This window comes from Halomonas garicola, from assembly GCF_055382465.1.
Genome location: NZ_AP043931.1, coordinates 1,132,477 through 1,159,426, shown reverse-complemented (window position 1 = coordinate 1,159,426; position 26,950 = coordinate 1,132,477). Strand labels below are relative to the sequence as shown.

Here is a 26,950-nt window from a genome sequence, read left to right as displayed (position 1 = left end):
ATGGCGCAGCCAACGACTCTGACCGACGACCAGCGCGCGCTCTACCAGGCGTTTCTCGACCAGGGGCTCACCGAGTGGCTTTCCCGGCTGCCCGAGCAGCTGGCCGCCGGGCTCGACCGCCGCCGCCACGGCGACCTGCCCAGCTGGGAAAAGGCCGTGGCCAAGCTGCCCGAACTGCCCGACCGGCATCGAGTCACGCTTGATGCCGACACCGTGAGCGTGGAGGTAACGCTTGATGACAGCCGCCGGCGCCAGTGTGAAAATCTGCTGAAGAAACTCGCACCCTGGCGGAAAGGGCCGTATTCGCTCGGCGGGGTCGAGATCGACACCGAATGGCGCTCGGACTGGAAGTGGCAGCGCGTCGTCCCGCACCTGGCCCCGCTCGAGGGCCAAAAAGTGCTCGACGTCGGCGGCGGCAGCGGCTATCACGCCTGGCGCATGGCGGGCGCCGGCGCGGCCTTCGCCCTGGTGATCGACCCCTCGCCGCGGTTCTACTGGCAGTTTCAGGCGGTGCGCCACTTTGTCGGCGACGCCGACGGCGGGCGCACGCACTTTCTGCCCGTAGGCATCGAGGACGTGCCCGAGACGCTTGGGTTCTTCGACACGGTGTTTTCCATGGGCGTGCTCTACCACCGCCCCTCGCCCCTTGAGCATATTCAGCAGCTGAAAGACGCGCTCGCCCCCGGCGGCGAACTGGTGCTGGAAACCCTGGTGGTGGAAGGCGACGAACACACCGTCATGCTGCCCGGCAGCCGCTACGCGGCGATGCCCAACGTCTACTTCCTGCCGTCTTCCCGGGCGCTTTGCCACTGGCTCGAGCGCTGCGGCCTTGAGAACGTCCGCGTGGTCGACGAAGCGGCGACCACGCTTGACGAGCAGCGCTCAACCGAGTGGATGACCTACCAATCGCTTGCCGACTTTCTCGACCCTGACGATATCACCCGCACCGTGGAAGGCTATCCGGCGCCGCGCAGGGCCGTGGTCATCGCCGGCAAACCGCGCTAGCCGCCTTCGCTTTCGGCGTCGTCTGTGCTCTCTGCAGCCTCAGGATGGTCGCGAACGTTGCGCCTTACGGCCTCGCGGCCGTGGGCCGAAATAAACCCGCGGTGGTGGGCGTGGCGGGCCATTTTCAGACTGTCGGCGGCGAGTATCAGCTCGCAGTCGCTGCCCACAAGCTCTTCGCGCAGCCGGTTGATGGCGGCTTCGCGGTCGGGATTATTGTCCACCCGGCGGATATAGATCGCCGCGATGCGCCCCGGGTGGGCCTTGACGATCTCGGTATAGACTTCGGGGTCGTGCTGACCGCTGTCGCCGATCAGCACGCAGGGGACGTCGTCGAACAGCCTGAGCATCCGCTCGATCAGCTCGCGCTTATGATCCTCGGCCTTTCGCGGCCAGGGGTGGCGCCAGGAAAGCCCCCACTCGCGCAGAAATAAAATCGGCCCCACGGGAATACGGTTGATCTGGAAAAACGCCTCGAGCATTTCATAAATCGCCCAGGGCCCCCGGGATACGTAGAGAATCGGCCGCTCCAGCTTGCCGTCCGCTCCCCGATGAAGCGCCTGGTAAAGCGCCGCCACGCCGGGAAACGCCGTGCGCCGCTCGGCGGTTTTCACAAACAGCCGGTAGAGCATCTTGAGCTTCTCAGCCACGCCGGTGAACATCACCGTGTCGTCGATATCGCTGATCACCAGCAGATCGGTTTCCTCGGCGGGAACGTAGACTTCCGTGTGAGTGCGCACCAGGCGGTCAGCCGCGGTGCTCACTTCAATATCGGCGCGGTGCCAGGAGACTTCCACGGGCAGCGGGATTCCCAGCGGCAGGCGCACGTTGAAATAGCCGTCGCGGTCGGTCACCACCTGGCGATGGTTACCCCCCAGGCGCACGTCGACCTCGGCTCGCACCACGCCCCGGCGCAGTATCCGCCGGGCGACGTCGGCGGTATCGCGCAGCGCGCCGCGCCGGGGGATCATCCGCCCCAAGGCCATCTGGCGGTACACCCGCCCCATGACGAACGCCTCTTCCCGGGAGCCGTAGCCGCGATACGGGTGCACCACCGTGCCTCCGCGGCCGTTGTCTCGACGTACGGGCGAGGCCGCCACGTGGGCCAGCCGCCGGAAAAAATACGTGACGCGTCGCAGCCCCTGTTTCATAACGCCCAACTCCCTGCAGAGGACGCTTTACTGCCGCCCAGTGGATTGCATAACGCTTGTATAACTATTACATAAAAGATAAAGCATCACAGGCTACTCGCTGCCAGAACTCGCGGCAAACGCCGCCACGCGCTCTAGCCGAGTGCTGAAACCGCTCTCGCTCAGGGTCATCACCCGGTAGCCGGGGCTAGCTTCGGCGTCCACGGCGAAGCTTACCGCATCGGGCAGAAACTGATCCGCCGCGGCCGGGCAGCCGTAGACCTGAACGCGGTGCTCCGCGCACGCTACGCCGCGGGCAAACGCCTGGTGAGCGTGGCCGAACAGCACCGTTTGCACCTGGGGGTAGTGTGCCAGCGTGCGCCAGAAGGCTTCGCTATCTTCAAGGCCGATGGCGTCCATCCACGCGGCCCCGACCGCCACCGGCGGATGGTGCATGGCGATCAGCACCGGGCGGTCGTTGCCTTCCAGCCAGGCCGCCAGCGCGGCGAGCTTTTCTGCCCCCAGCGCGCCGTGGGGCTTGCCCGGCACCCGGGTATTGAGCAGCAGCATGCGCCAGGTGCCGAGGTCTACGGCGTCGACCAGCTCGCGCTCGGCAGCCATCAAATCCAGCCGGTCGTGGTTGCCGGGAAGCCAATACCAGGGGCACGGCAGCGTACCAAACAGCCGCGCGGCGGCGGCGTAGGAAGCAGGCGTTTCGTCCTGGCTGATATCGCCGGTAACGACCACCGCGTCCGGGCGCTCGGCCCTCACCGCGGCGATCACCGCTTCCAGCTGAGCAAGGGGCACGCCGGTGCGCGAGCGCGCCAGCGGATCGGCGTGAAGGTGAGTATCGGTAATCTGAACCAGTTTCATGGGCGGGCTTTTATCGACGGGAGATACTCGCACTGCGTCAGCCGCGCTCAGGGGGTTTCGGCGACGAAGGCGCTGCGCCCGTGAGCCAAGCCGTGGGCCAGCCATTCGCCCAGAAAGCGGTTGAGCTGGAGCTTTTCGTCGGGCTGATGCATGCGCGGATTGGGGTAGCGGTAGCGCCCGCTGAAGTGGCGCTCGCGCTGAAAGTCGATGACTTCGGCCATGCGCACGTCGTGATAGAGATGCACGCGCATCCTGGGGCGTTCGACCACGCGGTCCAGCGGGCCGGTCTGGCTGATTTCGACCAGGGTGGTGTAAGGCGCGTTTTGCCGCACGTGCAGGCGCAGGGCAAAGGCGCTCTTCACCTCGGCGTCATCGGGTGCGTCGCCCAGACCGATCTCGCGCTGCTGCCCCTGCTCCATGTCGCCGACAAGGCGCAGCAGCCGCAGATAGTTGGCGCTGCATTCGCCCTGCAGCGTTTTCAGATCGGTGACGTAGGCGCTTCGTGCCATGTTCGCTCCTGCTCGAATTATTGCGCGGTCGTCGCGCCGAAGCGGCGCGCGTGCTCGGGAAGGGCGCGCAGCGAGGCGCGCCTGCCGGCAAGCCAGTGCATGCCGATCAGCGTCATGGCGTTATCGAGTCGCCCCGCTTCCATGAGTTCCCAGGCATCGGCGAAGGGTACCACATGCACGCGGATGTCCTCGTGCTCGTCTGCCGCGCCGTGCACGCCGCCCAGATGGGCGGCATCGACCAGCGCGCAGAACAGTGTGACCCGCTCGTTACAGGCACCGGGGCTGGGGTAATAGCGGTGCAGCCGGGTCAGCTCCTGAACCGTGCAGCCGGCCTCTTCCTGCGCTTCCCGACGGACCACTTCCTCTTCGCTTTCATCGCGGTCCTTGAGCCCCGCCACCAGCTCAAGCTTCCACGGCGAGGAAGAATCATCCACCGCGCCGACGCGGAACTGCTCGACAAACACCAGCGAATCCAGCGCCACGTCGTAAAGCAGCACGCCCACCGCGCCATGGCGGCAATGAAGTTCGCGGCGCACGGTGTCGCTCCAGCCGCCCTCGAACAGGCGGTGGCGCAGGGTCAGCGCTTCCACGTGGAAAAAGCCCTGCTGCAGCACCTCGCGCGAGGCGATATCGACGTCCTCGCCGGTAAACGGCGGCGTCAATAACGACCTGGCAGGCAGTCGCGATTCGTCGGATGTGGATATCATTCAACAGCTCCCGGCCCGGTTCAATATCGCCCCATTATCGGCGCTGACGGCTTGAAATGCCAATGGGCACCGGCTTGGCAACGCAGCCCTGCCGGCCTAAAGTGGGCAGCCGCTGACAGCGCGCGACGGTTAACAAGGAGCCTAGATGAAAGGCAGAAACATGACCCGCTGGCGCGACCCGGCCAAGGATCCGCGCCAGGAACCCAAGAGCAACCTGATCACCGCCGAGGGGGCCGAGCGCCTGCGCGGCATTCTCGATCACCTGGCTCGGGTGAAGCGCCCGGCGCTTTCCACCAAGGTGGGCGAAGCCGCCGCCCAGGGCGACCGCTCGGAAAACGCCGACTACACCTACAACAAGAAAGAGCTCGGCCGGGTGCTGGGCCGCATCCGCTACCTGACCAAGCGCCTCGACGAGCTCCAGGTAGTCGATCGCCTGCCGGCGGACACCGACAAGGTATTCTTCGGCGCCTTTGTCGAGCTTGAGGACGACGACGGCGAGACGCTAACCCTGCGCATTGTCGGCCACGACGAGACCGACACCCGCAAGCGCTGGATCAGCGTCGACGCACCGCTGGCCCGGGCGCTTTTGGGCAAGGCCGTGGACGACGACGTCACCGTGGCCGCACCCGGCGGCCAGCAGCACTATATCGTCACCGGCATCGACTACGCACCGATCCCCTGAGCGCTTGCCGCCTTGCCCTGCCGCTGCGGGCCTTGAACGCGAAGGTGAGCGTCTGCCTTGACCCAAATCAATCTCCGGCGCGGCAGGGGTGTGGCAAAACGTCGCTTCACAGCGCGGTTTTTCCTGTTTAATAATGCGCACTCCGCGGTTAAAGCCGCTGCGTTTGCTCCGGTTTTCCCTCCCTTTTACCGGACAGACGCACTGGCTTTACCTGCGGCCTACGCCAGACGGCGCGCCTTCTTACCGTCAGGACCTCGTCAGCCAATACCGACATCCAGCCGTTAAGAGTCAGTCTCACGCAACCCGTTAGCCTGCTAATAACTAGCCTGCCAACGCTGCCGCGAGGACACGACCCCTCTGTCGACGTCCGTCAATCCGTTGGCTCCGGCGCCTGACCGGCCCGAAAGCGCGCTCGTCTCTTCACTCCCACGAGGTCGCAAGATGAGAAGAAAGAGCTTTACGCGCGCCATCGGTACCTTGCTGCTGATCACGCTACCGCTGCTGCTGGCGGGGTGCGGGTCTGCCCTGCTGGACTCCCGGGGGCAGATCGGCCATGAACAAACGTGGCTGATCCTTACCGCTTTCGGCCTGATGCTGCTCGTGGTTATCCCGGTGATCGGCATGACCCTGTGGTTTGCCGTACGCTACCGCCGCAGCAGCAAGACCGCGGTCTATGAGCCGGACTGGGCTCACTCCAACGCCATCGAGGTGGTAGTTTGGCTGATCCCCTGCGTCATTATCGCGATTCTCGCGACGCTGACGTGGAAAACCACCCACAGCCTCGACCCCCACAAGCCGCTGGAAAGCGACGCCGAGCCCATGGAAATCCAGGTCGTTTCGCTGGACTGGAAGTGGCTTTTTATCTATCCCGAAGAAGGCATTGCCACGGTTAACGAAGTGGCCTTCCCCGAGGATGTACCGGTGCGCTTCCGGGTGACGTCGGGGTCGGTGATGAACTCGTTTTTCATTCCGCGCCTGGGCAGCCAGATCTACGCCATGGCGGGCATGGACAACGACGTTCATCTGATCGCCGACGAACAGGGCACCTACCCGGGGCGCTCGACCAACTACAGCGGATCGGGCTTTGCCGGCATGACGTTCGACGCCATTGCCACGTCCCAGGAAGGCTTTGACGACTGGGTCGCCAAGGCGCGCGAGTCCGACAAGACCCTGACGTTCCCCGAGCAGTACGACCATCTGGCGCTCCCCACCCGGGACGTCCCGGTGAAGTATTTCTCCGAGATATCGCCCGGTCTTTATGAAGACATCCTGCAAAGCTTTCATACCGGCCGCGAGGCGGATGGCCCGTCATCAAGCGATGGCAAGGCACTGCTAAACGCGGAGGCAGCGGAGTAAACCATGTTCGGAAAACTGAGTCTGGAGGCGATCCCCGTCCACGAGCCCATCATCATGGGTACCGTTGCGGCTATTGCGGTAGTGGCAGCGCTGCTGCTGGGGGCGATCACCTACTTCAAGAAATGGCAGTACCTGTGGTCGGAGTGGATTACCACCGTCGACCACAAGAAACTCGGCATCATGTATTTCCTCGTCGCTCTGGTCATGCTGGTGCGCGGCTTCTCCGATGCCATCATGATGCGTACCCAGCAGGCCATGGCCGCCGGGGGCGCGACGGGCTATCTGCCGCCCGAGCACTTTGATCAGATATTTACCGCCCACGGCGTGATCATGATCTTCTTTGTCGCCATGGCCATGGTCATCGGCCTGATGAACCTGGTGGTGCCGCTGCAGATCGGCGCGCGCGACGTGGCTTTCCCGTTTCTCAACAACCTGAGCTTCTGGCTGTTTGCCGCCGGCGTGGTGCTGGTCAACCTGTCGCTGTTCATCGGCGAATTTGCCAAGACCGGCTGGCTGGCCTACGCCCCGCTGTCGGAGCTTCAGTACAGCCCCGACGTCGGCGTGGACTACTGGATATGGGCGCTGCAGATATCGGGGATCGGCACGACGCTTACCGGTATCAACTTCTTTGTGACCATCCTCAAGATGCGCACCAAGGGCATGAAGATGTTCCGCATGCCGATCTTCACCTGGACGTCGCTGTGCGCCAACGTGCTGATCATCGCGTCTTTCCCGATCCTCACCGCGACCATTGCGATGCTCACCCTGGATCGCTACTTCGGCATGCACTTCTTCACCAATGACTTTGGCGGCAACATGATGATGTACGTCAATCTCATCTGGGCCTGGGGCCACCCCGAAGTGTATATCCTGGTGCTGCCGGCCTTCGGCGTGTTCTCCGAGGTCACCTCAACGTTCGCCCGCAAGCGGCTGTTCGGCTATACCACCATGGTCTGGGCGACGGTGTGCATCACGGTGCTGTCGTTCATCGTCTGGCTGCACCACTTCTTCACCATGGGAGCCGGTGCCAACGTCAACGCCTTCTTCGGCATTGCTACGATGATCATCGCCATCCCCACCGGGGTGAAGATCTTCAACTGGCTGTTCACCATGTTCCGCGGCAGCCTGCAGTTCACCTCGCCGATCCTTTGGACCCTTGGCTTCATTGTGACCTTTACGCTTGGCGGCATGACCGGCGTGATGCTCGCGGTGCCCGGCGCCAACTTCGTGCTGCACAACAGCCTCTTTGTCATCGCCCACTTCCACAACGTCATCATCGGCGCCGTGGTCTTCGGTATGATGGCGGGTCTCACCTACTGGTTCCCCAAGGCCTTCGGCTTCACGCTCAACGAGAAATGGGGCAAGCGCGCCTTCTGGTGCTGGTTCATCGGCTTCTACACCGCCTTTATGCCGCTTTACGTGCTGAGCTTTTACGGTGCCGCGCGGCGCATGCAGAGCTACGCCAACGCCGACTGGCAGCCGCTGATGATCGTTGCCTGGGTCGGTGCCGTGATCATCATGGCGGGCATTGCCTGCACGGTGATTCAGCTCTACGTCAGCGTCCGCGATCGCCGGCAGAACCTGGACGTTACCGGCGACCCCTGGGACGCGCGGACCTTTGAATGGTCCACCTCGTCTCCGGCGCCGTTCTACAACTATGCCCACCTCCCGGTCGTCACCGGCATCGACAGCTTCTGGGAAGACAAGCAGCAAAACGGCGCCGAGGCGCTGCTCAGCCACGGACCCTACGAGGACATTCACATGCCCAAAAACACCGTGGCCGGCCCGGTCATGGGCATTTTGAGCATTGCGCTGGGCTTTGCCCTGGTGTGGCATATCTGGTGGCTGGCCGCGCTTAGCGGTGCGGGCATCTTTGTGGCCTTTCTGATGCGCGTGTTCAACGACGACATCGACTACTACGTCCCCGCCGCCGAGGTCGAGCGCATCGAGCGCGAACACCGCGAGCGCTTCCAGCGTCGAGACGAACTCGAGCCCACCAACCGAGTGGAGGTGCGGGCATAATGGCAACCCAAACCATGACTAACCAACACGCCCCGGCGGCCGTTCAGGACGACCACGCCGAGCATCACGACGATGGCGGCACCACGGTTTTCGGCTTCTGGGTCTATCTGATGAGCGACCTGGTGATCTTTGGCTCGCTGTTCGCCACCTACGCCGTGCTCTCCGGGGGCACGGCCGGCGGGCCCTCGGGCCGGGAGATCTTCGAGCTGCCCTTTGTGCTGGTCGAGACCTTCCTGCTGCTGTTCTCAAGCTTTACCTACGGCATGGCCGTGCTCGCGATGAACGCCGACCGAGCCGGCCAGATCAAGGCCTGGCTGGGCATTACCTTCCTGCTCGGCGCGGGCTTTGTGGGGATGGAGCTTTACGAGTTTCACCACCTGATTGCGGAAGGTTTCGGGCCGGATCGCAGCGCGTTTCTCACCGGGTTCTTCACCCTGGTGGGCACCCACGGACTGCACGTGTCATTCGGCCTGATCTGGATCCTGGTGATGCTGGTCCAGGTGTCCACCAAGGGGCTTAACGACATGACCCGCCCGCGGATCATGTGCCTGAGCCTGTTCTGGCACTTTCTGGACATCGTCTGGATCTGCGTTTTCTCCTTCGTCTACCTGATGGGAGTGCTGTGATATGAGCGATTCGCATACCGCACCGGGCGGCGCCAGCCACGGCAGCGTCAAGACCTACGTCACGGGGCTGATCCTCTCCATTGTGCTGACGGTGATCCCGTTTGGCACGGTGATGAGCGGCGCCTTCAGTACCGCAACGACGGTGCTCGTTATCGTGGCCATGGCGGTCGCCCAGATTCTGGTGCAGCTGGTGATGTTCATGCACATGAACACCAAGTCCGACGAAGGTTGGAACCTGACGTCGTTTATCTTCACGCTCACTATACTGGCCCTGGTCGTGGGAGGTTCGCTGTGGATCATGCATCACCTGCATCTCAATATGATGATCGGCTAGTGGCGACGCCGAGCCGTTTCCAGGACTTCGTCACCCTGACCAAGCCGGGAATCATCGGCGGCAACGTTATCTCCGTTATGGGCGGCTTTTTCCTCGCCGCCCGGGGCGAGTTCGACGCCTGGCTGTTTCTCGCAACGCTTGTGGGGCTTGGCCTGGTGATTGCGTCGGGGTGCGCGTACAACAACGTCATCGACCGCGATATCGACGCGATCATGCGCCGTACGCAAAGCCGCCCGCTGGTTCAGGGGCGGATCACCCCGGCAGCCACGCTGGTATTCGCGACCCTTCTGGGGCTCGGCGGCTTCGGTCTTTTGGCTCTCGGCACCAACGCCCTGACCGTGGGACTTGCCGCCTTCGGCTTTGCGATTTATGTGGGGGCCTACAGCCTCTACATGAAGCGCCATTCGGAGTTCGGCACCCTGGTCGGCAGCCTCTCCGGCGCAGTCCCGCCGGTGGTGGGCTACTGCGCGGTCACCGGGCAGCTCGATACCGGCGCGCTGACGCTGCTGGCGATCTTCTGCCTGTGGCAGATGCCGCACTCCTACGCCATTGCCATCTTCCGCCGGGAAGACTACCGCGCCGCGTCGATTCCGGTGCTGCCGGTGGTGCGCGGTATCGAAACCGCCAAGCACTACATCCTCGGCTACATTTTGGCCTTTGTGGTGGCCACGCTCACGCTTAGCCTGGCCGGCTACGCCGGGGTAGGCTACTTCGCCGTCGCCCTGGTGATGGGGGTCTACTGGCTCTACCTGGGCCTTGAGGGCTACCGCGCCCGGGACGACGAGAAGTGGGCCAAGCAGGTCTTCGGCTTTTCCATCCTGACCATCACCGCGCTCAGCGTGATGATGTCGGTGGACTCGAGCCTTGCGCCCAACGTCGCGCTCTGGACCGCGCTGTAACGCCCGGCCGGTAGCTGCCAACGCAAAACCGCGCGCCCCTTCAGGGACGCGCGGTTTTTTTATGGGCGCCTATCGACGCCCGTCGCGCGGCATAGCCGCCCTCCTACGAGCTACGCGTCATCGCGAGCGAAGCGTGGCGATCTCATTACTGTGCCAATAGTAAAATCCCGAGATTGCTTCACTGCGTTCGCAACGACGCAAAAACAGGAATGCATCGGTTACCTTATTTACCCCGATACACCCGAAACCGGCGGTTGTCGGCGAGCACCTCAAATTTGCCAATCGCCCGTTCCAGCGGCTCGGCGTAAGGCAAAAAAGCGTTAGCGACCAGCACCAGCTGGCCGCCTCGGTTCAGCCGCTCGGGCGCCTCGGCAATCAGCCTTCCCGCCGGGCCGTAGTCGATATTGCGCTCCTGATGAAACGGCGGGTTGCTCACGATCAGGTCAAAGCGTACGTCTTCCTCAAGCCCGGCGTAGACGTCGCTTGCCAGCACCCGACCTTCCAGGGCGTTTGCGGCCAAAGTGCAGCGGGTTGCCTCCACGGCGAAGTGGTTCACGTCCACCGCCGTGACCCGATGCCCCCGGCGGGCAAGCCAGGCGCTGATAATGCCGTCGCCGCAGCCCACGTCGAGAACGCTGAGCGGAGCGTCGCCAAGCGTGGATTCAAGGGCTTCCAGCAGTAGCGCGGTGCCCTCGTCCACCTTGCCGTGGCCGAAAACGCCGGGGTGGCTTGCAAGCGTGATGTCGCCGGCGCTGAAGCGCTCCCAGGCGGCATCCGTCGGCGCGCCTTCAGGCTTTTGGGTCACGGTGACAAATACCGAACAGCGCCGGGCGCCGTCGCGCTTTTCGCACTCAAGCCCGCGCTCGGCGAGCATTTTCGAAGCTCGGCGAATACCCCCGCCGTGCTCGCCCACTATTGCCAGCGGCGTGCCTTCGGGCAGGGATTGGCTGAGCCAGTCCAGCCACCAGCCGGCAAGCTTCAGCGCCTTGGGCCAGAACAGCACCGCCGCCGGCACCGCCTCAAGGGGCTGACCAAGCGGGGACGCAATAGGCTTATCGGCCAAGCGCCAACGCTCAAGCGTGGCTTCATCGGCGCTGATGGTGCCCCCGGCAGCGCTCACCAGCCAGGGGTCGTCCGGCGGCGCCACCGCCCAGAAGCCGGCAAAGTCCGGGTCATCGAAGAAGGCGTCGCGGGAAAGCAGCTGGCAGCTGGGCGTCTGGGCACTCATGGAAGGGTCTCTTTTGTGGATGGCTTGCGCAGGGTATACAGCAAATAGCGGCCCAGCCGCCAGTGGGGCTCGGTGCGGCAGTAGGCACGCTCAAGGGCCCAAAGCGTCGCCCGGTCGGCGTCATCCGCCACCGGCTCGCGCAGGTAGTCCTGAAAGATACGAACACCCGCCGCGGCCTCGATCTCGAGCTCGGCGGCTTCGGCAAAGCGCTGGATATCGGCGTGGGTAAGCGGGGACACCGGCGTCAGCCGCTTGCCGCGCCCCCAGCCTTCCAGGCGGTCGTCCAGCGCTTTTTGCCGGTTGCCCTTGATCACGTTGGCAAAGCGCAGGGCGTCGCGGTTGAATACCATCAGGCTCAGCTGGCCGCCGGGGGCCAGCAGCCGGCCAAGAGTCAGCACCGCGGACTCGGGGTCGCCCAGCCACTCAAGCACCGCGTGGCAGATCACCAGCGGCCAGGGGCCGGAAGCGCGCGTCTCAAGGGCCTGCAGCGGCGCCTGCAGATACTCAATGCGCTCGGCAAAGGCTTCCCCGGCAAACTCACGGCGGGCGTAATCCAGCATATCCGCAGACGGCTCGGCAAGCGTGACCGAATGGCCGCGCCGGGCAAGCCAGGCGGCCTGCTGGCCAAGGCCGCCGCCGACGTCCAGCGCCGGCTGGCCGTCGAGGTTAAGCATCTCGGGCAGCAGCTCATCGAGCAGCGCCAGGCGCAGCGCGCCCCGCGGGGCGTTATACAGCGAGCGGGCAAACTTCTCCGCCATGCCGTCGAAGTAGCGGTCGCCGTCGGGCGTCAGCTCAGCGGCTGTCTCGGGGGCGTAAGCGATGGGCTTCACGGGTTCAGGGCTCGGCATCAATGGAGGACGGAATAAGGCGCCAGATTATGGTCTCATTGCGCCGCAATCAAGATAGCCGCCCCTCCGGCAGGCGGTAAACGCTCTGCCGGAGGTTTGCTAGACTGTACGTTCAGTGAGGAACAAGGAGGAGGCACAGTGAGCTACTCGATTGCGCTGAAGCGCGTGTATGCCCCCGCCGAGCCGGACGACGGCGCCCGAGTGCTGGTTGACCGCCTGTGGCCCCGGGGCAAAGCGCGGGAGGCGCTTGAGCTAAGCGCCTGGCATCCTGAGGCGGCGCCCTCGAACGCGCTGCGGCGCAAATACCGGCGCGACCGGCGCAGCCAGGCAGCGTTCGATACCCGCTACGGTCTGGAGCTTGCCGACAACGACGACCTGCTGCTGCCGCTGATGCGCTACGCCCGGGCCGGGCGCCTGACGCTTTTAACCGCCAGCCGGCGCATTGAGGACTCGCACCTGCCGGCGCTGCGCGAAAGCGTGCTGCAAGCGCTGGAAAAGGAAGACGCCGCCGACCGCGACCCCGTGGCGTCGCCGCCCTGCTATGCCCACGAGCTGGATCGCTAAGCGCGACGTCAGGAGGGAAGGCGCCCCTCCCGGGCCAGCCGGCGGCGCACCCAGCGCTTGTAGACCGCCGTCAGCACGGGCTTGACGCCCGGAAGCGCCATGGCAAACGCCGCCGGCCGCAGCCGGGGCACCCGCTTCATCAGCAGCACGTAGGCGTCGATGCCTTCGTAAAGGCGCCCTTCGGCGTCTTCCAGATGCAGCGACAGCAGCGCCACGTCGGGATCCACGCCGATAGCGTGCAGGTGCTCGCCGTACTCGCTGAGATCGCACCAGGTAACCGAATCGCCGGTTTCGCCGGCCCACTGCTCGTAGCGAGCGCGGTCGCGTCGGCATATGGGGCAGGCGCCGTCGTAATACACGTAAAGCTGTGTCAACGCCCGTTTCTGGCTCATGTCCACCTCCCGATTGTCATGCCCGCCGCCGGCACAACGCCGGCAGGCATCCTCCTCCCACCATAAGCCTGCACGCCGGCAATGCAAAGCGCCGGCGGGCCGGCAGCAGGCCGGATCAGGGGCGCGGCGGCGGCTCCTCGAGAGTGCCCGGGGTCAGGCTTTCCGCGTCCGCTTCGAAAAGCTCCTGCAGTTCCCGGTTAGCCTGGGCGTGGCTCTGCGGCTGCTGCTGTTCCTCCCGGGACGCCTCCATCTGCCGCGCCAGGGTATGCTCGTCGTGCCGGTGGAAGGTTTCGATGGTGTGCTGGGCAATTTCGTCCTTGACGCCCAGTTCCATCAGTACCCGCCGGGTCATTTCCAGGCTCGACAGCAGCAGCTCGCGAATCACCACGGAAACGCCCAGGCGCATCAGCTGCTGGGCATGGTAGCGATCCCGCGCCCGGGCCAGCAGCCTGGCCCGGGGGAAGCGCCGCCGAATCAGGCCGGCCACGCGCAGCGACATATCCACCTCGCTTACCGCCAGCACCAGCAGATGCGCGCGCCCTGCCCCGGCGGCCTCCAGCAGATCGAGCCGCGAGGCATCGCCGAAATATACCTGGTGGCCGTAGCGGCGGACGAAATCCACCCGCTCGGGGTCGCTGTCCAATACCGTGAAGGGGATTTGCAAACTCTGCAGCACCCGCCCGACCACCTGCCCGAAGCGGCTGAAACCGATGATCAGCACCCGGGGCTCGTGATCCTGGGGCCGGTCGTATTCCCGGGTTGGCTTTTTGTGCGCCAGCAAACCAGAGCGCAGCGCCAGCGCATTGGTCAGGGGCGCCAGCGCAATGGAAAGCGACACGATCAGGATCAGCGTATCGGCCAGCGACGCCTCCAACACGCCGGCGGACAGCGCGGTGGAAAACAGCACGAAACCGAACTCGCCGCCGTGCCCCATGAGCACCCCCAGCCGCAGGGCGACGGCCCAGGGTCGACGAAACAGCCGCGTCGCCACCAGCAGCATAAGAAACTTGACCACCGACAGCCCGAGCACCAGCAGCAGAATGCGCAGGGGCTCTTCCAGCAGCAGCCCAACCTGAGCGGTCATCCCCACCGCCATGAAGAAAAGCCCCAGCAGCAGGCCCTTGAACGGCTGAATATCCGCCTCGATCGCCGGGCGATACTCCGAGCCCGCCAGCAACACCCCGGCAACGAAGGCACCCAGCGCCATGGACAGCCCCGCCTGCTCCATCAGCAGCGCGGCGCCCAACACCACCATCAAGGCAGCGGCGAGGAACATCTCGCGGCTGCGCATTTTGGCGACCTGGTGGAAAAGCGGACGCAGCAGGTAGCGCCCGCAGAGAATCAATAGCGCAAAGGCGCCGAGGCCCAGCACAATATCCCCGAGAACGTCTGACGAGTTGCCGTCAAGGTTCGCCCCGGCGCCGAGAAAAGGAATCAGCGCCAGCACCGGAATGGTGGCCATGTCCTGGAACAGCAGAATGGAAAAGGCATAGCGCCCCTGGCGGCTCTGCATCTCACCGCCCTCGCCGAGCAGCTGCAGCACCAGCGGCGTCGAGCTCAGCCCCAGGCCGAAGCCGACGATCAGCGCCGCCGTGGGCGATAGGCCCAGCAGCCAGGCAATGACGGCGATGGCCAGGCTGGCGGTAAGGAGCTGCAGGCCGCCAAAGACAAACACCGCCCGGCGCATCAGCTTCAGCCGGGAGAGCTTGAGCTCCAGGCCGATGATAAACAGCAGAAACACAATGCCGATCTGGGAAAACCCCAGCACCTGCTCCGGCTCGCGCACCAGGCCGAGCGCGGCCGGGCCGATGGCCACCCCCGCCAGCAGATACCCAAGCACTTCCCCCAGCCCCAGCCGCTTGCACAGCGGTACCACCGCCACCGCCGCGACCAGAAACACCAGGGCGGAATACATCAGTCCAGCTTCCACGGGCGCCTGCTCCAAAATGTCATGATAAATCGGTTAGCCAACGCGGCGTTGCCGGTCGTGCCTAGCGGCACGTGCCGAACCCGCCCATGGCCAAATGAAAATGATTGGCGTGGGCGGCGTTATAGTCCGGCCCCAGCACCGTGGCAAAGTGGCGGCACGCGCCGCGGTGAAGCTCCCGGAGAAACCGGCCGCGTTCGCCCTCGTTCCGCCAGTCGGCAAGCACGCTGGCTCTGCGGCCGTCTTCCAGGGTAAACGCCGCCACGTCCAACGCGTCCGCCGTGGCATGGGCGCTGCGTCGGGCGTTCTGGCGCCCGTAGATGTTGCGGCAGGCAAAGCTGCCGTAGTGCTCAACGCGCCGCACCGGGCTGCCCAGGTGCTCTCTGGCGGCCGGCTGCAGCACGTGATGTTCAAACATCAGCCAGCCAAGCGCCAGCGGGCAGCTGGCGACAAAGCCGCGGTTGAACGACACGCCGCTGGCGTTCAGGCGCACGACATTGGTGAGTGGGCAGTTGGCAACCGGCGCGTAATCCTCGAGCGCCCGATAGTCGAGCGCCTTATCGGGAAAGCTCTCCAGCGCTGCCAGGCAGCCCTCGCGATCCTCCCTGAGCCGTTTGATCTTCCAGCCGGTCACCGGCGTCACCGGGTCCTGAATGCGCAGCGGCGCCAACGGGTTCCACTCCCTGGGGATCTCCCAGAGGCCCTTGTCGAGGGCAACGCCGACGGCGATCAGCACCAGGCAAACGAGTACCCGCTTCACCGAGGTGAGGACTCGTCGCGGCCGCGCTGCATCCGCTCGATGGCGTCACCGCCCCGGCGGGAAAGCGCGTCCAGACGGCTGACCTGTTCCGCCAGCTGGGGCAGCGCTTCCCGGCGATAGCGGGAGACCTCATCGATGGCCGCCATGACGTCGTCAAAGGACTGCTCGAGCTTCTCCATGTCGAGCATCGCCGACCCGGCGCGAGCCTGGATATCCGCGCCCTGGCGGCGCAGCGACTGAGCAGTGCCGGCGATCATGTCCGAAGTGGTGGCGTTGAGCGCCTCGACCTTGTCCAGTACCAGCCGCTGGTTAGCAAGCCCCAGCGCTACGGTCACGGCAACGCTCAGCGCCGATACGGTGACGTTGATCGCCCTGTCCACCCCGCGCATCAGCTCGCGGTTGTTGCGGATGAGCACCTCCAGCGCCAGCACGCCCTGCTGGCTGACCGCCAGCTGCTGCTGGAGATCGACGACGCGCTGGCGCAGCGGAAACAGCAGCTCCTCTTCGATAAAGCGCCGCTCGGGGTCTTCCGCCGGCAGCGCTTCGGCGCTGTGCACCAGGCGCTGATCGATCAGCTGGCCCAGCTCGATCTGCTCCTGGAGCTTTTCCGCGGCGTCTTCCAGCGCCTGCTGGTCGTCCGCCAGGGTGAGATTATCGCGGCCCAGCCGATCCTTTCCCGACTCCAGCTCGTGGATGATCGCGTCCAGCGCCTGCTGGGCACTTTCGTACTTGTGAAAATAGCGCTCCAGGCCGGTGCTCATACCGGGGATGAACTTCAGCACGCGGTCGATCCCCCGCCGAGACAGCCGGTGGCGCTGGGGGTCAAGCTCGCGCATACGGCTGCGCAGCCCGGTCAGCGCCTGGGTCACCGGCCCGCCTTCCTCGCCCTGCTCGGCAAGCGTACGCATGGGCGTCTTGAGCAGTTCGCTCTGGTAGGCGGCCTGGCGCTGGACGTCGCTGCCCAGCTCGTCCACGTGGCGTCGCCGGGACTGGCGCTCGTGCTCCTGAGCCAGCAAGGCGTCCGCAAAGCGCTTCGCCTGCTCGGCCAGACGCTCCCTGGCAGACGAGGCGACGCTCTCGGATGAGGCAAAAGACGGGCGCTCCAGCTCGGCGGCAACGTCCTCCGCCGGCGGCAGGTATAGCGCTTGATGACGTGGATCCTGCGACGTTGACATAAATCGGGCATCCTTTTTACAAAAGGGGAATACTCAACGACTACGGGCAGGCCAGCAAGTTCAGGAATGACGGCTATAGCGATCTGCCCCGGCGACGAAGCGCTGCAGGTCGTCCAGCGCCTGGTCCGCGCTGACGGACGCCTGGGGGCGGCGCGTATCCACCCGGGCCATGGCCACCGCCATGTTATCCAGCGCGGTCAATGCGGTTTCGTTGCGCCCGCCAAGCTCACGGAGCTGCCGGCGGGTATCTTCCACCAGCGCCAGGCGGCGCTCCAGGGCCAGCCGCTCTGCCTGGCTCAGCCGCTCGCCTTCTCCGGCCAGCCGGCGGCGTACGGCGTCGGCGTCCACGCCCGCTACGCCGCTGGCCCGGGACGCCATAGCGGTCAGGTTGTCCACCGCGCCGAAACACACCTCGGCAACCAGCGAGCGAGCGCGCTCGAAGGCCAGCTCTCCTGCCTCGAAGCGCTCCAGCAGCACCGCCATCGCCTTGCGATAGCGGCCGTAAAGGCGGTCCGCCTGCCCGGCAAGCGCCGGCTGCCGGGCCGCCAGCAGACGCTTTTTGGCATCGCAGAGCGCCAGGGTAACGTCGTCCGCATCGGCCGGAGGGTGCTCCGGGTCAAGAATTTCTTCGCCGCTTTCCCGCGCCTGGCGGGCCTGCTCGGCCCGGTGGGCGGCGCTTTTACGCTCGCGCCGGACGTCCGCGCGCCGCTGCCGGCGCTTTTGCCGCCAGCCTCGCCAACGGCGCTCCAGCGGAACCGCGACGGCCACCGCGGCAAGCCCCGCCAGCCAGCCGCCCAGGGACGGCCCAAAACCGCCCCACAGCGAGGTCAGCCACAAAAGCCCGGCCACAAAGGGCACGGCGAGGCCGTAGCGGCCAACCGCCTGCAAGCGCGTGGGCCGCAGGGTGCCCAGAGCGCGGCGCGGGCTCACCAGGCCGATGACCAACCAGGGCAGACAGGAAAGAAATAGCCCGTAGGAGAAACCTTGAAGAAATTCCAGCATGGGGCGTTAAATCCGGTAGACAGGCAAGTCGCCAGTGTAAAGCAAGGACGTCAGGCAGGGAAAAAGACCTCGGCTTTATTTGGGGCTATTTCAGCTAGCCTCAATCAAGCAGTTGAGCCGTCAACAGGTCAGCGAGGGGGCGCTATAAATCCTTCCCTGGACGCTACCTACGCCATCCATGGCGTAGAACCCCCTCTTTGACCTGTCCCCGGCTCCTGTGGACATATAGTCCTCGGCCTTATTCGGGGCTATCGCGGCCGTTATTCCGCGGCCTCCGCCTCGCTTTCCCGGTGAAACTCGCGCCGCCAGCGGGTGAGCAAAGCACGCCGCTTGAGCCGGTCAAGCGCGGCCAGCAGCTGCGGATTAAGCTCTACCGGACGCACGGCAGCGCCCATCTCGGTACGCAGCTTAGCGGCGCTGCCGCTGCCCCTCACCTCGGGATGAATGGCCCCCAGCGTCGTCTCCGTGGCGATGACCTGCTGGCCTTCCTTGCTGACCAGAAAGCCCATGAAAAGCCGGGCAGCCTCCGGGTGCGGCGCCTGCTTCGCCATAAAGGCGAGCCGCTGCACGACCAGGGCATAGTCGTCGGGAATCACCAGCTCAAGCTCAGAGTGCTCGTCAACGAAGGCTCGGGCATAGCTACCCAGGAGGTTATAGCCCAGCCAGTAGCGGCCCTCGGCAAGCCCCCGCAGGGTTTGTGCGGTGGTGGTGTTAAGCTCGGCGTTCACGCTGCCAAGTCCCGCCACCAGCTCCCAATAGCGCGGGGAAAGCCGCGACTCTTCCACCGCATAGCCGTAGCCCGCGCCGCTTTTGGCCGGGTCATAGGTGGCCACGCGCCCCTGCAGGGCGCTTTTCTGCTTGTGTAACAAAGCAAGCAGCTGGGCATGGTTCGCCGGCGGATCGGCCAGCTCCATTAACTTGGGGTGATACACCATCACGATGGGTTCAAAGGTAAAGGCCACCAGCTCCCGGCGCCAGTGCGCCCAGTCAGGCCAGTGCGCCAGCAGGCCCGCCTCCGGCGACTGGGCATAGCCGTCGTTGGCCAGCGAAAACTGCCAGGGCATCGCCGAGGAAATCACCACGTCGGCGCCGCCCGGATCCTCCAGGAAGCGCTCGTACAGGCCCAGCGTCGTCATGTTGCGATAGCGAACCTCAATTTGCGGGTAGCGCCGATGAAACGCCTTGAGCAGCGGCCGGGCCTGGGGCATATCCAGCGCCGCGTGAACGATGAGCGACGACGAGGCCTCTGCCGGCTCGGCGGCCGGCAGATGCAGGGTCTCTGCGGCCGTCCGCTCCCCGCTCGCCTGCCCCGAAGCGGCAGAGCTATTGCCCCAGGCCACCGCCAGCAAGAGCAGCACCAGAAGCCGGCAGATTGCTCGCAGCGTTACTCCGCCGGGTCGGTAAAGGTGAGCGTTACGCACAGGCCAATCCCCCCTTCTCCGTCGCTCAGCGCCAGCCGGGCGCCGTGGTTTCGCGCGATGCTGTCGACGATGGCAAGCCCCAGCCCCGAGCCGTCGCCATCGTCGTGGACGCGATGAAAAGGCCGGAGCACCACCCGCCGCTCTGCCGCCGCGATACCCGCGCCGTTATCTTCCACCCACAGGCGCGGCGGCGCCGGGGCGGCGCCGGGGCGGCGCCGGGGCGGCGCCCAAAGTGACGCGATCGGCGCCGTAGCGCCCAGCGTTATCCAGCAGGTTATTCAGGGCTTCCTCCAGCTGCCACGGCGTTGCGTCCACCATCACCGGCGTCTCGGCGCAGTCCGCGCCCAGGTCAATTTTCGCCTGGCGAAACGCCGGCCAGTGCTCGTGCAGGGCCCGGCGCACATAGCGATTAAGATCGATGCGCTCGGGCGCCGGCTCGTACTCGGGGTTTTCCAGCCGCGTCAGGGATAATAGCTGAGTCGCCAACCGCCCGGTCCGTTCGCTGGACGCATGAATGGCAACCAGCGCGTCATGCCACTGCCCCGGCGATGTCTGGCGCAGCGCCAGCTCGGCGCGGGCGGCAATGCCCGCCAGCGGCGTGCGCAGCTGATGCGAGGCATCGCCGATGAAGCGTTCCTGATTCGCACGTACGCGGCGCATTCGTGCCAGCAGCTGGTTGATCACTTCGCGCAACTCGGCCAGCTCCCGCGGCAAGGTCAGCGCGAGCGGCGACAGCGAGCGCGGATGGCGCGCACGAATGGCGTAGCGCAGCCGAGTCAGTGGGGCGAGCGCGGCGCGCACGGCAAGCAGCAGCATGGCCATCGACAGCAGGCCCATGCCGAGGATTGTGGCGAGACTGCTCCACCACAGGTCGCTGGCGAGCCGTGTGCGCCCTTCCCGGGTATGCGCCACGCGAACGGCAAAGCGCTTGCGGTCGCGCCAGCCGTCCAACCGCGTTCGGCGTATGCCTTCGCGCACGGCCATGCCGCGCCACCGGGTATTCTGATAGAGCAGCGTATCCGCCTCCGGCGAGTCCTCACCGGGATGGGCGGGCAGGCGCGCATTGCCGGTAATATAGCGCCCCTGGCCGTCCACCAGGGTGTAGAAAACGCGCTCCTGGCGCTTCCCCGAGAGCATTTGCAGCGCGGTCGGCGGCAAATCCAGCCACAGCCGGTCATCCTGCCACTGCACCTGTTCGGCTATACTCAGCGTCGCGGCCTGCAGCAAACGGTCAAAAGCGCGATCCGCCGCGGCCTGGGCATCCCGCCAGGCCTGGGTAAACAGCAGGCTTCCCAGCGCGATCAGCGGCAGCGAAAGCCAAACCAAAAGCCGGCCGTAAAGGCTTTTCGCCGGCGTCATTCGCCGATTTCCAGCGCGTAGCCAAGCCCGCGCACGGTGCGCAGCACAAGCGGCGCCGGCAGGCGTTTACGCAGGCGATGAATATACACTTCGATGGCGTTATCGCCGACGCTGTCGGCACCGAACGCCTCTGCCACCAGGTGCGCCTTGTCGACCGGCTGCCCGGCATGCTGCAGCAGACAGGCGAGCAAACGCTGCTCACGGGGTGGCAGCGAAAGCTCCCGGCGGTGGCAGCGAAAGGACAGCGTGGCGGTATCCAGCTCGAGCGGTCCAAAGGCGATCACGCCGCCGCGCCCGCGCCGGCGCAGCAGGGCGCGTACCCGGGCTTCAAGCTCGCTCAGGGCGAAAGGCTTGGCCAGATAGTCATCCGCGCCCAGGTCGAGCCCGTGCACGCGGTCTTCCACTCCGCCGCGCGCCGTCAGTATCAATACCGGCGTTTCGGTATCGTGCTTGCGCAGTGCCTCGAGCACCTCAAGGCCGCCTGGGCCGGGCAAATTCAGATCCAGCACGACAAGGTCCGCCCCGTGGGCGGGTTCGGCGGCATCGCTCGGGGCGAGCAACGCCATGGCCCGATCGCCGTGAGCCAGGTGCGTCAGACGATAGCCTTCGCTGGCAAACAGCTCGCTCAGGGTTTGCGCCAGCATTGTATCGTCTTCAATCAGTACAATATGCATGACAGGGCGTCCTTGAAAACGTCAGGCGGATGACGGCCCACCGCCGTCAGCTTCCTGCTCCCCCAGCGCGGCAGCCGCCTTTTGCAAAAGCGCTAACGCCCGCGCCTTCGGGATCCGCTCCGCAGGCCCGGAGACCGCCAGCCAGCGCAGCGGCGGCGGCCCCGGAAGCGCGACCGTGAGCATCTCGCCTCCCGGGATCGAGGGGCGCGGATCGTCCGGCATCGCGAAGGCCCAGCCCATTCCCGCCTGCAGGTTGTGCCGCAGCGCCTGGGACGGCAGCGCGGCCAGCAGGCACTTGACGCCTTCCGGCGTGCGCTCAAGCAGCGCCGCGGTTTCTTCAAGCTCGGCCGCTAGCTGCTCCAGATAAGGCTCCGCGCGCGCCAGCAGCCCCTGACTGCCGGCGTATCGCCGCGCCAGACGCCCGGGCGTATCTCCCAGCTGCCAGGTACCGTCCTCGGTACGACGCACGTAGTCAAAGCGAGCCAGCGACCCCAGCAGGCGCAGCAGCGTGCTTTTATAAAAGCCGGTGTGGCGAGCGAGATCTGCCAGGCTGAAGCTTTCTGTCGCCGTATCGAACGCTTCCAGCACCGTCAAGGCGCGCTCTACGGCCTCTACTCTGTTGTTAGCCATGAACCCAGCACCCTCAGCATTAACGCTGCCCTGATCAAACTTTAGTCGCAATCGCACGGCACAACGTTGACCGTGCCTTTTACTCTGCCTAAGTTTCTACTCTAAGGAACGGTAATTCTACCTTACAGAACTGTAAGGCAGCCTGCCGGGTTCTGCAACCCCTTGGTAAACCAACAACACAACGTAGCCCGTGAGGACAGATCATGCTCAATAAAACAATGCGTCACCCCTTGATGAACAAGACGTCCGCCGCCCGATTCGGCAAGGCGCCGCTAACGCTGATCGCCACCGCCATGCTCGCGCTTGGCAGCACCGGCGTGTTGGCTTTTGAGCCCGAAGGCAAGGTGGAATGCATTGCGCCCGCCGACCCCGGCGGCGGCTGGGACTTTACCTGCCGCAGCGTGGGCAACGTCATGGAAACCCTGGAGCTGGTGCCGCGCAGCGTGCAGACCATCAACATGGCCGGCGCCGGCGGCGGCGTGGCCTACGCCCATACCGTGAGCAAGCGCGAAGGCGACGAGCAAACGCTGGTTGCCGCCTCCACGGCGACCACCACGCGGCTGGCCCAGGGGCAGTTCCCGGGCATGGATGCCGACATGGTGAACTGGATTGGTGCGCTGGGCGCTGATTATGGGGTCATTGCCGTCGCCGCGGACTCCGAGTACGACGACCTGCCCGCGCTGATGGACGCCCTCAAGGAAGACCCGCGCAGCGTCAAGTTTGCCGGCGGCAGCGCCAAAGGTGGCTGGGACCATCTCAAGGTATTGATTGCCGCCAGGGCAGCTGACGTCGAGGCGCTGCCGCGCATCTCCTACCTGTCGTACAACAACGGCGGCGAAGCCATGACCCAGGTAGTCGGCGGCCACGTCGATGCCTTCACCGGCGATATTTCCGAAGCTCAGGGCTTTATGGAGTCCGGCGACCTGCGCGTACTAGCGGTGCTCGCGGAAGAGCGCCTGCCCGGCGAGTTCAGCGATATTCCCACCGCGCGCGAGCAGGGCATCGATGCGCTGGGGCCCAACTGGCGCGGCTTTTACATGCCGGCTGATATTTCCGCCGATGCCAAGTCCTACTGGGTCGACGCCATGGACACCATCTACTCAAGCGAGGAATGGCAAGACGTCATGACGCAAAACGGCCTGATGCCGTTTCACATGAGCGCCGGCGAATTTGAAAGCTTTGTCCACGATCAGATCGACGAGATCGAACAGCTTTCCCGGGAAATCGGGCTGACCCAGTGATGCGCCTGAACGACCGCGTCTTTGGCATTTTGCTCATCGTCCTGGCCGTGGCTTACGGCTGGGGCGCCACCCAACTTCCGGTGCCTTTCGGCGGTTCGGGGTCGGTTGGCCCCGAAACCTTCCCGCTATTGCTGGCAGGCCTTCTGGGCCTGTCCAGCCTTTATCTGGTGGTGCGCCCGGATCCGGATAACGCCTGGCCGCTGAGCCGTACCGGCATCGAGCTGATCATTGCCGTGGCGGTACTGATCCTCTACGCCATGCTGCTGGCACCGCTTGGCTTCATCATCAGCACCACCCTTGCCGTGGGCACGCTGTGCTGGCGCATGGGCTCAAGACCCCTTCGCGCCTACCTGACCGGCCTTGTTTCCGGCGTCGTGGTGTTTTTGCTGTTCAACTTTGTGCTGGATCTGGCCCTGCCGCTGGGTCTGTTAAGCTTTTTGGAGATAGGCTAATGGAAACCCTCGGCTTTCTCATTGACGGCTTCGGCGTGGCGCTTGCGCCGCACAACCTGATGTTTGCTCTGCTGGGCGCCTTTCTCGGCACCCTGATCGGCGCCCTTCCCGGGTTGGGCCCGGCCAACGGCGTGGCCATTTTGATTCCCCTGGCCTTTTCGCTGGGGCTGCCGCCCGAAACCGCGCTGATCATGTTGACGTCGGTTTACGCCGGGGCCATGTACGGCGGACGCATTTCGTCCATTCTGCTGAATATTCCCGGCGACGAGCCCGCCATGATGACCTGCCTGGACGGCTACCCCATGGCACAAAAGGGCAAGGCCGCCGAAGCCCTGGCCGTGTCGGCGGTGGCTTCGTTCATCGGCAGCCTGGTGGCCACGATCGGGCTGATCCTGCTGGCGCCGCTGCTCGCCAGGTTTGCTCTGACCTTTGGCCCGGCGGAATACTTTGCGCTATTCCTGCTCGCATTTGCCACCCTTGGCGGCATTACCGGCAAAAACCCGGTCAAAACCATTGTCGCGGCCTGTATCGGCCTGATGATCGCGACGATGGGCATTGATAACACCGGCGTTCAGCGCTTCACTTTCGGCGTGCTGGAGCTTTACGAAGGCGTTGACTTCATCATTGCCATTGTCGGCCTCTTTGCCATTTCGGAGCTGTTGTTCTTTATCGAGGCGCGCGCCAGCGGCGGCGCTCCCAAAATGGCGGTCAACAAGCTGTCGCTGTCCTTTGCCGATATCAAAGCGATTATTCCTTCCAGCCTGCGGGGCGGCGCGCTCGGCTTTATCGCCGGCGTGCTGCCCGGCGCCGGCGCTTCGCTGGGCAGCTTTATCGGCTACACCCTGGAAAAGAAGATCGTGGGCAAAAAGGGCTACTTCGGTGAGGGCGATCCGCGCGGCGTAGCCGGCCCCGAGGCCGGCAACAACGGCGCCTCGAGCGGGGCGTTGGTGCCCATGCTGACCCTTGGCGTTCCCGGAAGCGGCACCACGGCCGTGCTGCTGGCGCTGCTGATTTCCCTGAATATTACCCCCGGGCCGCTGATGTTCACGCAAAACGCCGACATCGTCTGGGGCGTGATCGCCGCGCTGCTGATCGGCAACTTTTTGCTGCTGCTGCTGAATATTCCGCTGGTGGGGATTTTCGTCAAGCTGCTTTCGGTGCCGCCGATGTATCTGCTGCCGGTGGTCACCATGGTGGCCTTTGTGGGCATTTACTCGATCAGCAACACCACCTTTGATCTTTATTTCATGGTGGCCTTCGGCGCCGCGGGCTACGTATTGCGCAAGCTGGAAATACCGCTGGTACCGGTTATCCTCGGCCTGCTGCTGGGGCCGGAAATGGAAAAGAACCTGCGCCACGCGCTGGACATTGCCGACGGCGACTGGACGATCCTGTGGAACAGCGGGCTTGCCATCAGCCTCTGGGCGCTTGCCGCTATTGGCTTGGTACTGCCCTATGTGGTCGGTCCTCTGCTGCGTCGCCGCATGCGCTCCAGCGCTCCTTAAACAGTGCGCAGCGACGTGGCAATCCCGCGGCTGTGGGGCACATTTCCCTCTACTGTCGTCGCGAGTCGCGTAGCGACGTGGCGATCTCGTGCTGTGCCGTTAGCGAGAAAAACCGAGATAGCTTCGCTTCGCTCGCTATGACACAGGAAAAATAGGTGCACGCTTCCCACTACTGTCGTCGCGAGGAGCGCAGCGACGTGGCGATCTCGTGGCTGCGGTGGCACGGTAAAGAAACCCCGAGATGGCCACGCTTCGCTCGCCATGACAGGTAAGTAAGTGGGCGCATGCTGCCCGCTACCTGTCATCGCATAGCTCTGGCTAGGCGCTGCAGCACATTGACGCAGATCATGCATTTCGAATGCGTTTTTCGTATGCTGAGACGCATTCCCCAGTAAAACCGTCAGGAATCGTCCATGAAGGAAACCACCTTACTTCGCCGCCTGCCGCTCATGCGCCTGGCGTTTCGCCCCTTTTTCCTGCTCGGTGCCGTGTTCAGCGTGCTGGCCCTGCTCGCCTGGCTGGCTTTCTGGCACGGCAACCTCTGGCTGTCGCCTTACGGCGGCATGTTCTGGTGGCACCCTCACGAAATGCTGTTCGGCTTTGGCAGCGCCATCATCGTCGGGTTTTTGCTCACCGCGGTGCAGAACTGGACCGGCCGGCCGGGCCTTGCCGGCTGGCCGCTTCTCGGGCTTGCCGCGCTGTGGCTTGGCGCGCGCGTGCTTTTAGCCTACGGCGCCTCGCTGCCGCCGGCGCTGCTGTTGGCAGTGGACGTAGCGTTTCTGCCCTGTGCGGCGATAGCCATGGCCCGGCGGGTGATTGCCGTGCGCATGTGGCGCAACCTGGCGTTTGTGCCACTGCTGGTAGCGCTTGCCTGCGCCAACGGCGCCATGCACCTGGGCGCGCAGCAGGGCGACGGCGCGCTGGTTCGCGAAGCCAGCCACTCTGCCATGCTGCTGATCGTTTTGGTTATGACGCTGCTCGGCGGGCGGGTGATTCCGTTCTTTACCTCGCGCAAGCTCGGGGTCGAACAGGCCTCCCGGCTGCGCCCGCTGGAAGCGGCCAGTCTGGGCGGCATTGTCGCCGTGCTGGTACTGCAGATACTCTCCGCTGCGGGGCTGGGGCTGGCTCACGCGCTGCTGGTGCCGGCGCTGCTGGTAGCGGCGACGGCCAACGCCTGGCGGCTGTCGCGCTGGTATCACGTCGGGATCCTGCGCGAGCCGCTGCTGTGGGGGCTGCACGCCAGCTACGCCTTCATTCCGCTGGGGCTTTTCATGTGGGCCATCGAGCACGCCGGCGGCCAACGGATCGAAACGGCGCTGCACGCGCTTGCCATCGGCGGCATGGGCACCATGATGCTGTCGATGATGTCTCGGGTATCGCTTGGGCATACCGGCCGTATCATCCGCACCCTGCCGGGTATCGGCATCGCCCTGGGACTGATGGTCTTCGCAGCGCTGATGCGCTCAGCGTGGCTATGGCTGTATCCGCAAACCAGCCACTGGGTTTATAGCCTGACCATTATCGCGTGGTGCATCAGCTATGTGGCCTTTCTCCTTTATTATGTGGTCCCCTTGGCGAGCCCGCGGCCGGACGGCAAGGCCGGCTAGCGCCGGAACACACTGACAACAGGAA

At 64.9% G+C, this 26,950-nt stretch carries 28 protein-coding genes; 12 read left to right on the top strand and 16 right to left on the bottom strand.

From position 1 onward, the window contains the following. On the top strand, positions 1–1,005 hold the full coding sequence (gene cmoB, locus ACZ46Y_RS05775) for a tRNA 5-methoxyuridine(34)/uridine 5-oxyacetic acid(34) synthase CmoB (protein WP_311954725.1): 1,005 nt from the start codon (positions 1–3) through the stop codon (positions 1,003–1,005). Here the strand turns inward: cmoB and ACZ46Y_RS05770 are convergent. From ACZ46Y_RS05770 to ACZ46Y_RS05755, 4 genes are all read right to left on the bottom strand, one after another. Then, complete coding sequence (locus tag ACZ46Y_RS05770; RefSeq protein WP_311954724.1) at positions 1,002–2,153, bottom strand: App1 family protein; 1,152 nt, start codon at positions 2,151–2,153, stop codon at positions 1,002–1,004. The two genes, cmoB and ACZ46Y_RS05770, sit on opposite strands and share 4 nt — an antisense overlap. A gap of 93 nt (positions 2,154–2,246) precedes the next feature. Further along, on the bottom strand, positions 2,247–3,005 hold the full coding sequence (locus ACZ46Y_RS05765; protein ID WP_311954723.1) for a phosphodiesterase: 759 nt from the start codon (positions 3,003–3,005) through the stop codon (positions 2,247–2,249). 47 nt (positions 3,006–3,052) lie between these two features. Next, complete coding sequence (locus ACZ46Y_RS05760; protein ID WP_311954722.1) at positions 3,053–3,514, bottom strand: DUF1249 domain-containing protein; 462 nt, start codon at positions 3,512–3,514, stop codon at positions 3,053–3,055. A gap of 17 nt (positions 3,515–3,531) precedes the next feature. Continuing rightward, positions 3,532–4,221 (bottom strand): NUDIX domain-containing protein, encoded by a 690-nt coding sequence (locus ACZ46Y_RS05755; RefSeq protein ID WP_311954721.1) that lies wholly within the window; start codon positions 4,219–4,221, stop codon positions 3,532–3,534. 145 nt (positions 4,222–4,366) lie between these two features. Here ACZ46Y_RS05755 and greB point away from each other — a divergent pair, with 145 nt between their 5' ends. The 6 genes from greB (at position 4,367) to cyoE (ending at position 10,140) form a co-directional block, all read left to right on the top strand. Then, on the top strand, positions 4,367–4,903 hold the full coding sequence (greB, locus tag ACZ46Y_RS05750) for a transcription elongation factor GreB (RefSeq protein ID WP_311954720.1): 537 nt from the start codon (positions 4,367–4,369) through the stop codon (positions 4,901–4,903). Positions 4,904–5,344: 441 nt separating this feature from the next. Then, positions 5,345–6,259 (top strand): ubiquinol oxidase subunit II, encoded by a 915-nt coding sequence (cyoA, locus tag ACZ46Y_RS05745; protein WP_311954719.1) that lies wholly within the window; start codon positions 5,345–5,347, stop codon positions 6,257–6,259. Between the two features lie 3 nt (positions 6,260–6,262). Next, complete coding sequence (gene cyoB, locus ACZ46Y_RS05740; RefSeq protein WP_311954718.1) at positions 6,263–8,281, top strand: cytochrome o ubiquinol oxidase subunit I; 2,019 nt, start codon at positions 6,263–6,265, stop codon at positions 8,279–8,281. Next, the gene (locus ACZ46Y_RS05735) at positions 8,281–8,907 is read left to right on the top strand and encodes a cytochrome o ubiquinol oxidase subunit III (RefSeq protein WP_311954717.1); all 627 of its coding nucleotides are present in this window, start codon (positions 8,281–8,283) and stop codon (positions 8,905–8,907) included. The genes cyoB and ACZ46Y_RS05735 overlap by 1 nt, the downstream gene beginning before the upstream one ends. A 1-nt stretch (position 8,908) precedes the next feature. After that, positions 8,909–9,241, top strand: coding sequence for a cytochrome o ubiquinol oxidase subunit IV (locus tag ACZ46Y_RS05730; RefSeq protein ID WP_311954716.1), 333 nt, complete (start codon positions 8,909–8,911; stop codon positions 9,239–9,241). After that, complete coding sequence (gene cyoE, locus ACZ46Y_RS05725; RefSeq protein ID WP_311954715.1) at positions 9,241–10,140, top strand: heme o synthase; 900 nt, start codon at positions 9,241–9,243, stop codon at positions 10,138–10,140. The genes ACZ46Y_RS05730 and cyoE overlap by 1 nt, the downstream gene beginning before the upstream one ends. Positions 10,141–10,363: 223 nt before the next feature. Here the strand turns inward: cyoE and ACZ46Y_RS05720 are convergent, their stop codons facing one another. Together ACZ46Y_RS05720 and ACZ46Y_RS05715 are read right to left on the bottom strand one after the other, a co-directional pair. Further along, complete coding sequence (locus tag ACZ46Y_RS05720; protein WP_311954714.1) at positions 10,364–11,368, bottom strand: methyltransferase; 1,005 nt, start codon at positions 11,366–11,368, stop codon at positions 10,364–10,366. After that, on the bottom strand, positions 11,365–12,126 hold the full coding sequence (locus ACZ46Y_RS05715) for a methyltransferase domain-containing protein (RefSeq protein ID WP_376717578.1): 762 nt from the start codon (positions 12,124–12,126) through the stop codon (positions 11,365–11,367). Before ACZ46Y_RS05715 ends, ACZ46Y_RS05720 begins: the two co-directional genes overlap by 4 nt. 228 nt (positions 12,127–12,354) lie before the next feature. Here ACZ46Y_RS05715 and ACZ46Y_RS05710 point away from each other — a divergent pair, with 228 nt between their 5' ends. Continuing rightward, a complete protein-coding gene (locus ACZ46Y_RS05710) occupies positions 12,355–12,780 on the top strand; it encodes a DUF488 domain-containing protein (protein ID WP_311954712.1) in 426 nt (141 codons plus the stop codon). A gap of 8 nt (positions 12,781–12,788) precedes the next feature. Here ACZ46Y_RS05710 and ACZ46Y_RS05705 read toward each other — a convergent pair whose 3' ends face one another. From ACZ46Y_RS05705 to ACZ46Y_RS05660, 10 genes are all read right to left on the bottom strand, one after another. Further along, a complete protein-coding gene (locus ACZ46Y_RS05705; protein WP_311954711.1) occupies positions 12,789–13,172 on the bottom strand; it encodes a thiol-disulfide oxidoreductase DCC family protein in 384 nt (127 codons plus the stop codon). 115 nt (positions 13,173–13,287) lie between these two features. Further along, a complete protein-coding gene (locus ACZ46Y_RS05700; RefSeq protein WP_311954710.1) occupies positions 13,288–15,102 on the bottom strand; it encodes a monovalent cation:proton antiporter-2 (CPA2) family protein in 1,815 nt (604 codons plus the stop codon). 61 nt (positions 15,103–15,163) lie between these two features. After that, the gene (locus ACZ46Y_RS05695) at positions 15,164–15,859 is read right to left on the bottom strand and encodes an extensin-like domain-containing protein (protein WP_311954709.1); all 696 of its coding nucleotides are present in this window, start codon (positions 15,857–15,859) and stop codon (positions 15,164–15,166) included. Then, on the bottom strand, positions 15,856–17,034 hold the full coding sequence (locus tag ACZ46Y_RS05690) for a toxic anion resistance protein (protein WP_311954708.1): 1,179 nt from the start codon (positions 17,032–17,034) through the stop codon (positions 15,856–15,858). The genes ACZ46Y_RS05695 and ACZ46Y_RS05690 overlap by 4 nt, the downstream gene beginning before the upstream one ends. Before the next feature lie 60 nt (positions 17,035–17,094). Then, positions 17,095–18,036 (bottom strand): cobyrinic acid a,c-diamide synthase, encoded by a 942-nt coding sequence (locus ACZ46Y_RS05685; RefSeq protein ID WP_311954707.1) that lies wholly within the window; start codon positions 18,034–18,036, stop codon positions 17,095–17,097. A gap of 260 nt (positions 18,037–18,296) precedes the next feature. Continuing rightward, positions 18,297–19,457: an ABC transporter substrate-binding protein gene (locus tag ACZ46Y_RS05680; protein ID WP_311954706.1), complete on the bottom strand. Its 1,161-nt coding sequence runs from the start codon at positions 19,455–19,457 to the stop codon at positions 18,297–18,299. Next, positions 19,421–19,633, bottom strand: coding sequence for a sensor histidine kinase (locus ACZ46Y_RS05675; protein ID WP_311954705.1), 213 nt, complete (start codon positions 19,631–19,633; stop codon positions 19,421–19,423). The genes ACZ46Y_RS05680 and ACZ46Y_RS05675 overlap by 37 nt, the downstream gene beginning before the upstream one ends. Then, positions 19,623–20,816, bottom strand: coding sequence for a sensor histidine kinase (locus ACZ46Y_RS05670; protein WP_311954704.1), 1,194 nt, complete (start codon positions 20,814–20,816; stop codon positions 19,623–19,625). Before ACZ46Y_RS05670 ends, ACZ46Y_RS05675 begins: the two co-directional genes overlap by 11 nt. Continuing rightward, the gene (locus tag ACZ46Y_RS05665; RefSeq protein WP_311954703.1) at positions 20,813–21,490 is read right to left on the bottom strand and encodes a response regulator transcription factor; all 678 of its coding nucleotides are present in this window, start codon (positions 21,488–21,490) and stop codon (positions 20,813–20,815) included. The genes ACZ46Y_RS05670 and ACZ46Y_RS05665 overlap by 4 nt, the downstream gene beginning before the upstream one ends. Positions 21,491–21,511: 21 nt before the next feature. Next, complete coding sequence (locus tag ACZ46Y_RS05660) at positions 21,512–22,120, bottom strand: helix-turn-helix domain-containing protein (protein WP_311954702.1); 609 nt, start codon at positions 22,118–22,120, stop codon at positions 21,512–21,514. A 203-nt stretch (positions 22,121–22,323) separates the two neighbouring features. On the opposite strand from ACZ46Y_RS05660, the gene ACZ46Y_RS05655 reads away from it, so the two are divergent. The 4 genes from ACZ46Y_RS05655 (at position 22,324) to ACZ46Y_RS05640 (ending at position 26,925) form a co-directional block, all read left to right on the top strand. Continuing rightward, positions 22,324–23,361, top strand: coding sequence for a Bug family tripartite tricarboxylate transporter substrate binding protein (locus ACZ46Y_RS05655; RefSeq protein WP_311954701.1), 1,038 nt, complete (start codon positions 22,324–22,326; stop codon positions 23,359–23,361). Next, the gene (locus ACZ46Y_RS05650; protein ID WP_311954700.1) at positions 23,361–23,813 is read left to right on the top strand and encodes a tripartite tricarboxylate transporter TctB family protein; all 453 of its coding nucleotides are present in this window, start codon (positions 23,361–23,363) and stop codon (positions 23,811–23,813) included. The genes ACZ46Y_RS05655 and ACZ46Y_RS05650 overlap by 1 nt, the downstream gene beginning before the upstream one ends. Beyond that, complete coding sequence (locus ACZ46Y_RS05645) at positions 23,813–25,318, top strand: tripartite tricarboxylate transporter permease (RefSeq protein ID WP_311954699.1); 1,506 nt, start codon at positions 23,813–23,815, stop codon at positions 25,316–25,318. The genes ACZ46Y_RS05650 and ACZ46Y_RS05645 overlap by 1 nt, the downstream gene beginning before the upstream one ends. 413 nt (positions 25,319–25,731) lie before the next feature. Next, positions 25,732–26,925: an NnrS family protein gene (locus ACZ46Y_RS05640; protein ID WP_311954698.1), complete on the top strand. Its 1,194-nt coding sequence runs from the start codon at positions 25,732–25,734 to the stop codon at positions 26,923–26,925. Positions 26,926–26,950 lie beyond the last annotated feature (25 nt).

What these genes read in the sequence shown, in the direction of transcription:
- cmoB (WP_311954725.1), top strand. Translation starts at nt 1, where the DNA reads ATGGCGCAGCCAACGACTCTGACCGACGACCAGCGCGCGCTCTACCAG.
- ACZ46Y_RS05770 (WP_311954724.1), bottom strand. Translation starts at nt 2,153, where the DNA reads ATGAAACAGGGGCTGCGACGCGTCACGTATTTTTTCCGGCGGCTGGCC.
- ACZ46Y_RS05765 (WP_311954723.1), bottom strand. Translation starts at nt 3,005, where the DNA reads ATGAAACTGGTTCAGATTACCGATACTCACCTTCACGCCGATCCGCTG.
- ACZ46Y_RS05760 (WP_311954722.1), bottom strand. Translation starts at nt 3,514, where the DNA reads ATGGCACGAAGCGCCTACGTCACCGATCTGAAAACGCTGCAGGGCGAA.
- ACZ46Y_RS05755 (WP_311954721.1), bottom strand. Translation starts at nt 4,221, where the DNA reads ATGATATCCACATCCGACGAATCGCGACTGCCTGCCAGGTCGTTATTG.
- greB (WP_311954720.1), top strand. Translation starts at nt 4,367, where the DNA reads ATGAAAGGCAGAAACATGACCCGCTGGCGCGACCCGGCCAAGGATCCG.
- cyoA (WP_311954719.1), top strand. Translation starts at nt 5,345, where the DNA reads ATGAGAAGAAAGAGCTTTACGCGCGCCATCGGTACCTTGCTGCTGATC.
- cyoB (WP_311954718.1), top strand. Translation starts at nt 6,263, where the DNA reads ATGTTCGGAAAACTGAGTCTGGAGGCGATCCCCGTCCACGAGCCCATC.
- ACZ46Y_RS05735 (WP_311954717.1), top strand. Translation starts at nt 8,281, where the DNA reads ATGGCAACCCAAACCATGACTAACCAACACGCCCCGGCGGCCGTTCAG.
- ACZ46Y_RS05730 (WP_311954716.1), top strand. Translation starts at nt 8,909, where the DNA reads ATGAGCGATTCGCATACCGCACCGGGCGGCGCCAGCCACGGCAGCGTC.
- ACZ46Y_RS05720 (WP_311954714.1), bottom strand. Translation starts at nt 11,368, where the DNA reads ATGAGTGCCCAGACGCCCAGCTGCCAGCTGCTTTCCCGCGACGCCTTC.
- ACZ46Y_RS05715 (WP_376717578.1), bottom strand. Translation starts at nt 12,126, where the DNA reads ATGGCGGAGAAGTTTGCCCGCTCGCTGTATAACGCCCCGCGGGGCGCG.
- ACZ46Y_RS05705 (WP_311954711.1), bottom strand. Translation starts at nt 13,172, where the DNA reads ATGAGCCAGAAACGGGCGTTGACACAGCTTTACGTGTATTACGACGGC.
- ACZ46Y_RS05690 (WP_311954708.1), bottom strand. Translation starts at nt 17,034, where the DNA reads ATGTCAACGTCGCAGGATCCACGTCATCAAGCGCTATACCTGCCGCCG.
- ACZ46Y_RS05685 (WP_311954707.1), bottom strand. Translation starts at nt 18,036, where the DNA reads ATGCTGGAATTTCTTCAAGGTTTCTCCTACGGGCTATTTCTTTCCTGT.
- ACZ46Y_RS05670 (WP_311954704.1), bottom strand. Translation starts at nt 20,816, where the DNA reads ATGACGCCGGCGAAAAGCCTTTACGGCCGGCTTTTGGTTTGGCTTTCG.
- ACZ46Y_RS05665 (WP_311954703.1), bottom strand. Translation starts at nt 21,490, where the DNA reads ATGCATATTGTACTGATTGAAGACGATACAATGCTGGCGCAAACCCTG.
- ACZ46Y_RS05660 (WP_311954702.1), bottom strand. Translation starts at nt 22,120, where the DNA reads ATGGCTAACAACAGAGTAGAGGCCGTAGAGCGCGCCTTGACGGTGCTG.
- ACZ46Y_RS05655 (WP_311954701.1), top strand. Translation starts at nt 22,324, where the DNA reads ATGCTCAATAAAACAATGCGTCACCCCTTGATGAACAAGACGTCCGCC.
- ACZ46Y_RS05650 (WP_311954700.1), top strand. Translation starts at nt 23,361, where the DNA reads ATGCGCCTGAACGACCGCGTCTTTGGCATTTTGCTCATCGTCCTGGCC.
- ACZ46Y_RS05645 (WP_311954699.1), top strand. Translation starts at nt 23,813, where the DNA reads ATGGAAACCCTCGGCTTTCTCATTGACGGCTTCGGCGTGGCGCTTGCG.
- ACZ46Y_RS05640 (WP_311954698.1), top strand. Translation starts at nt 25,732, where the DNA reads ATGAAGGAAACCACCTTACTTCGCCGCCTGCCGCTCATGCGCCTGGCG.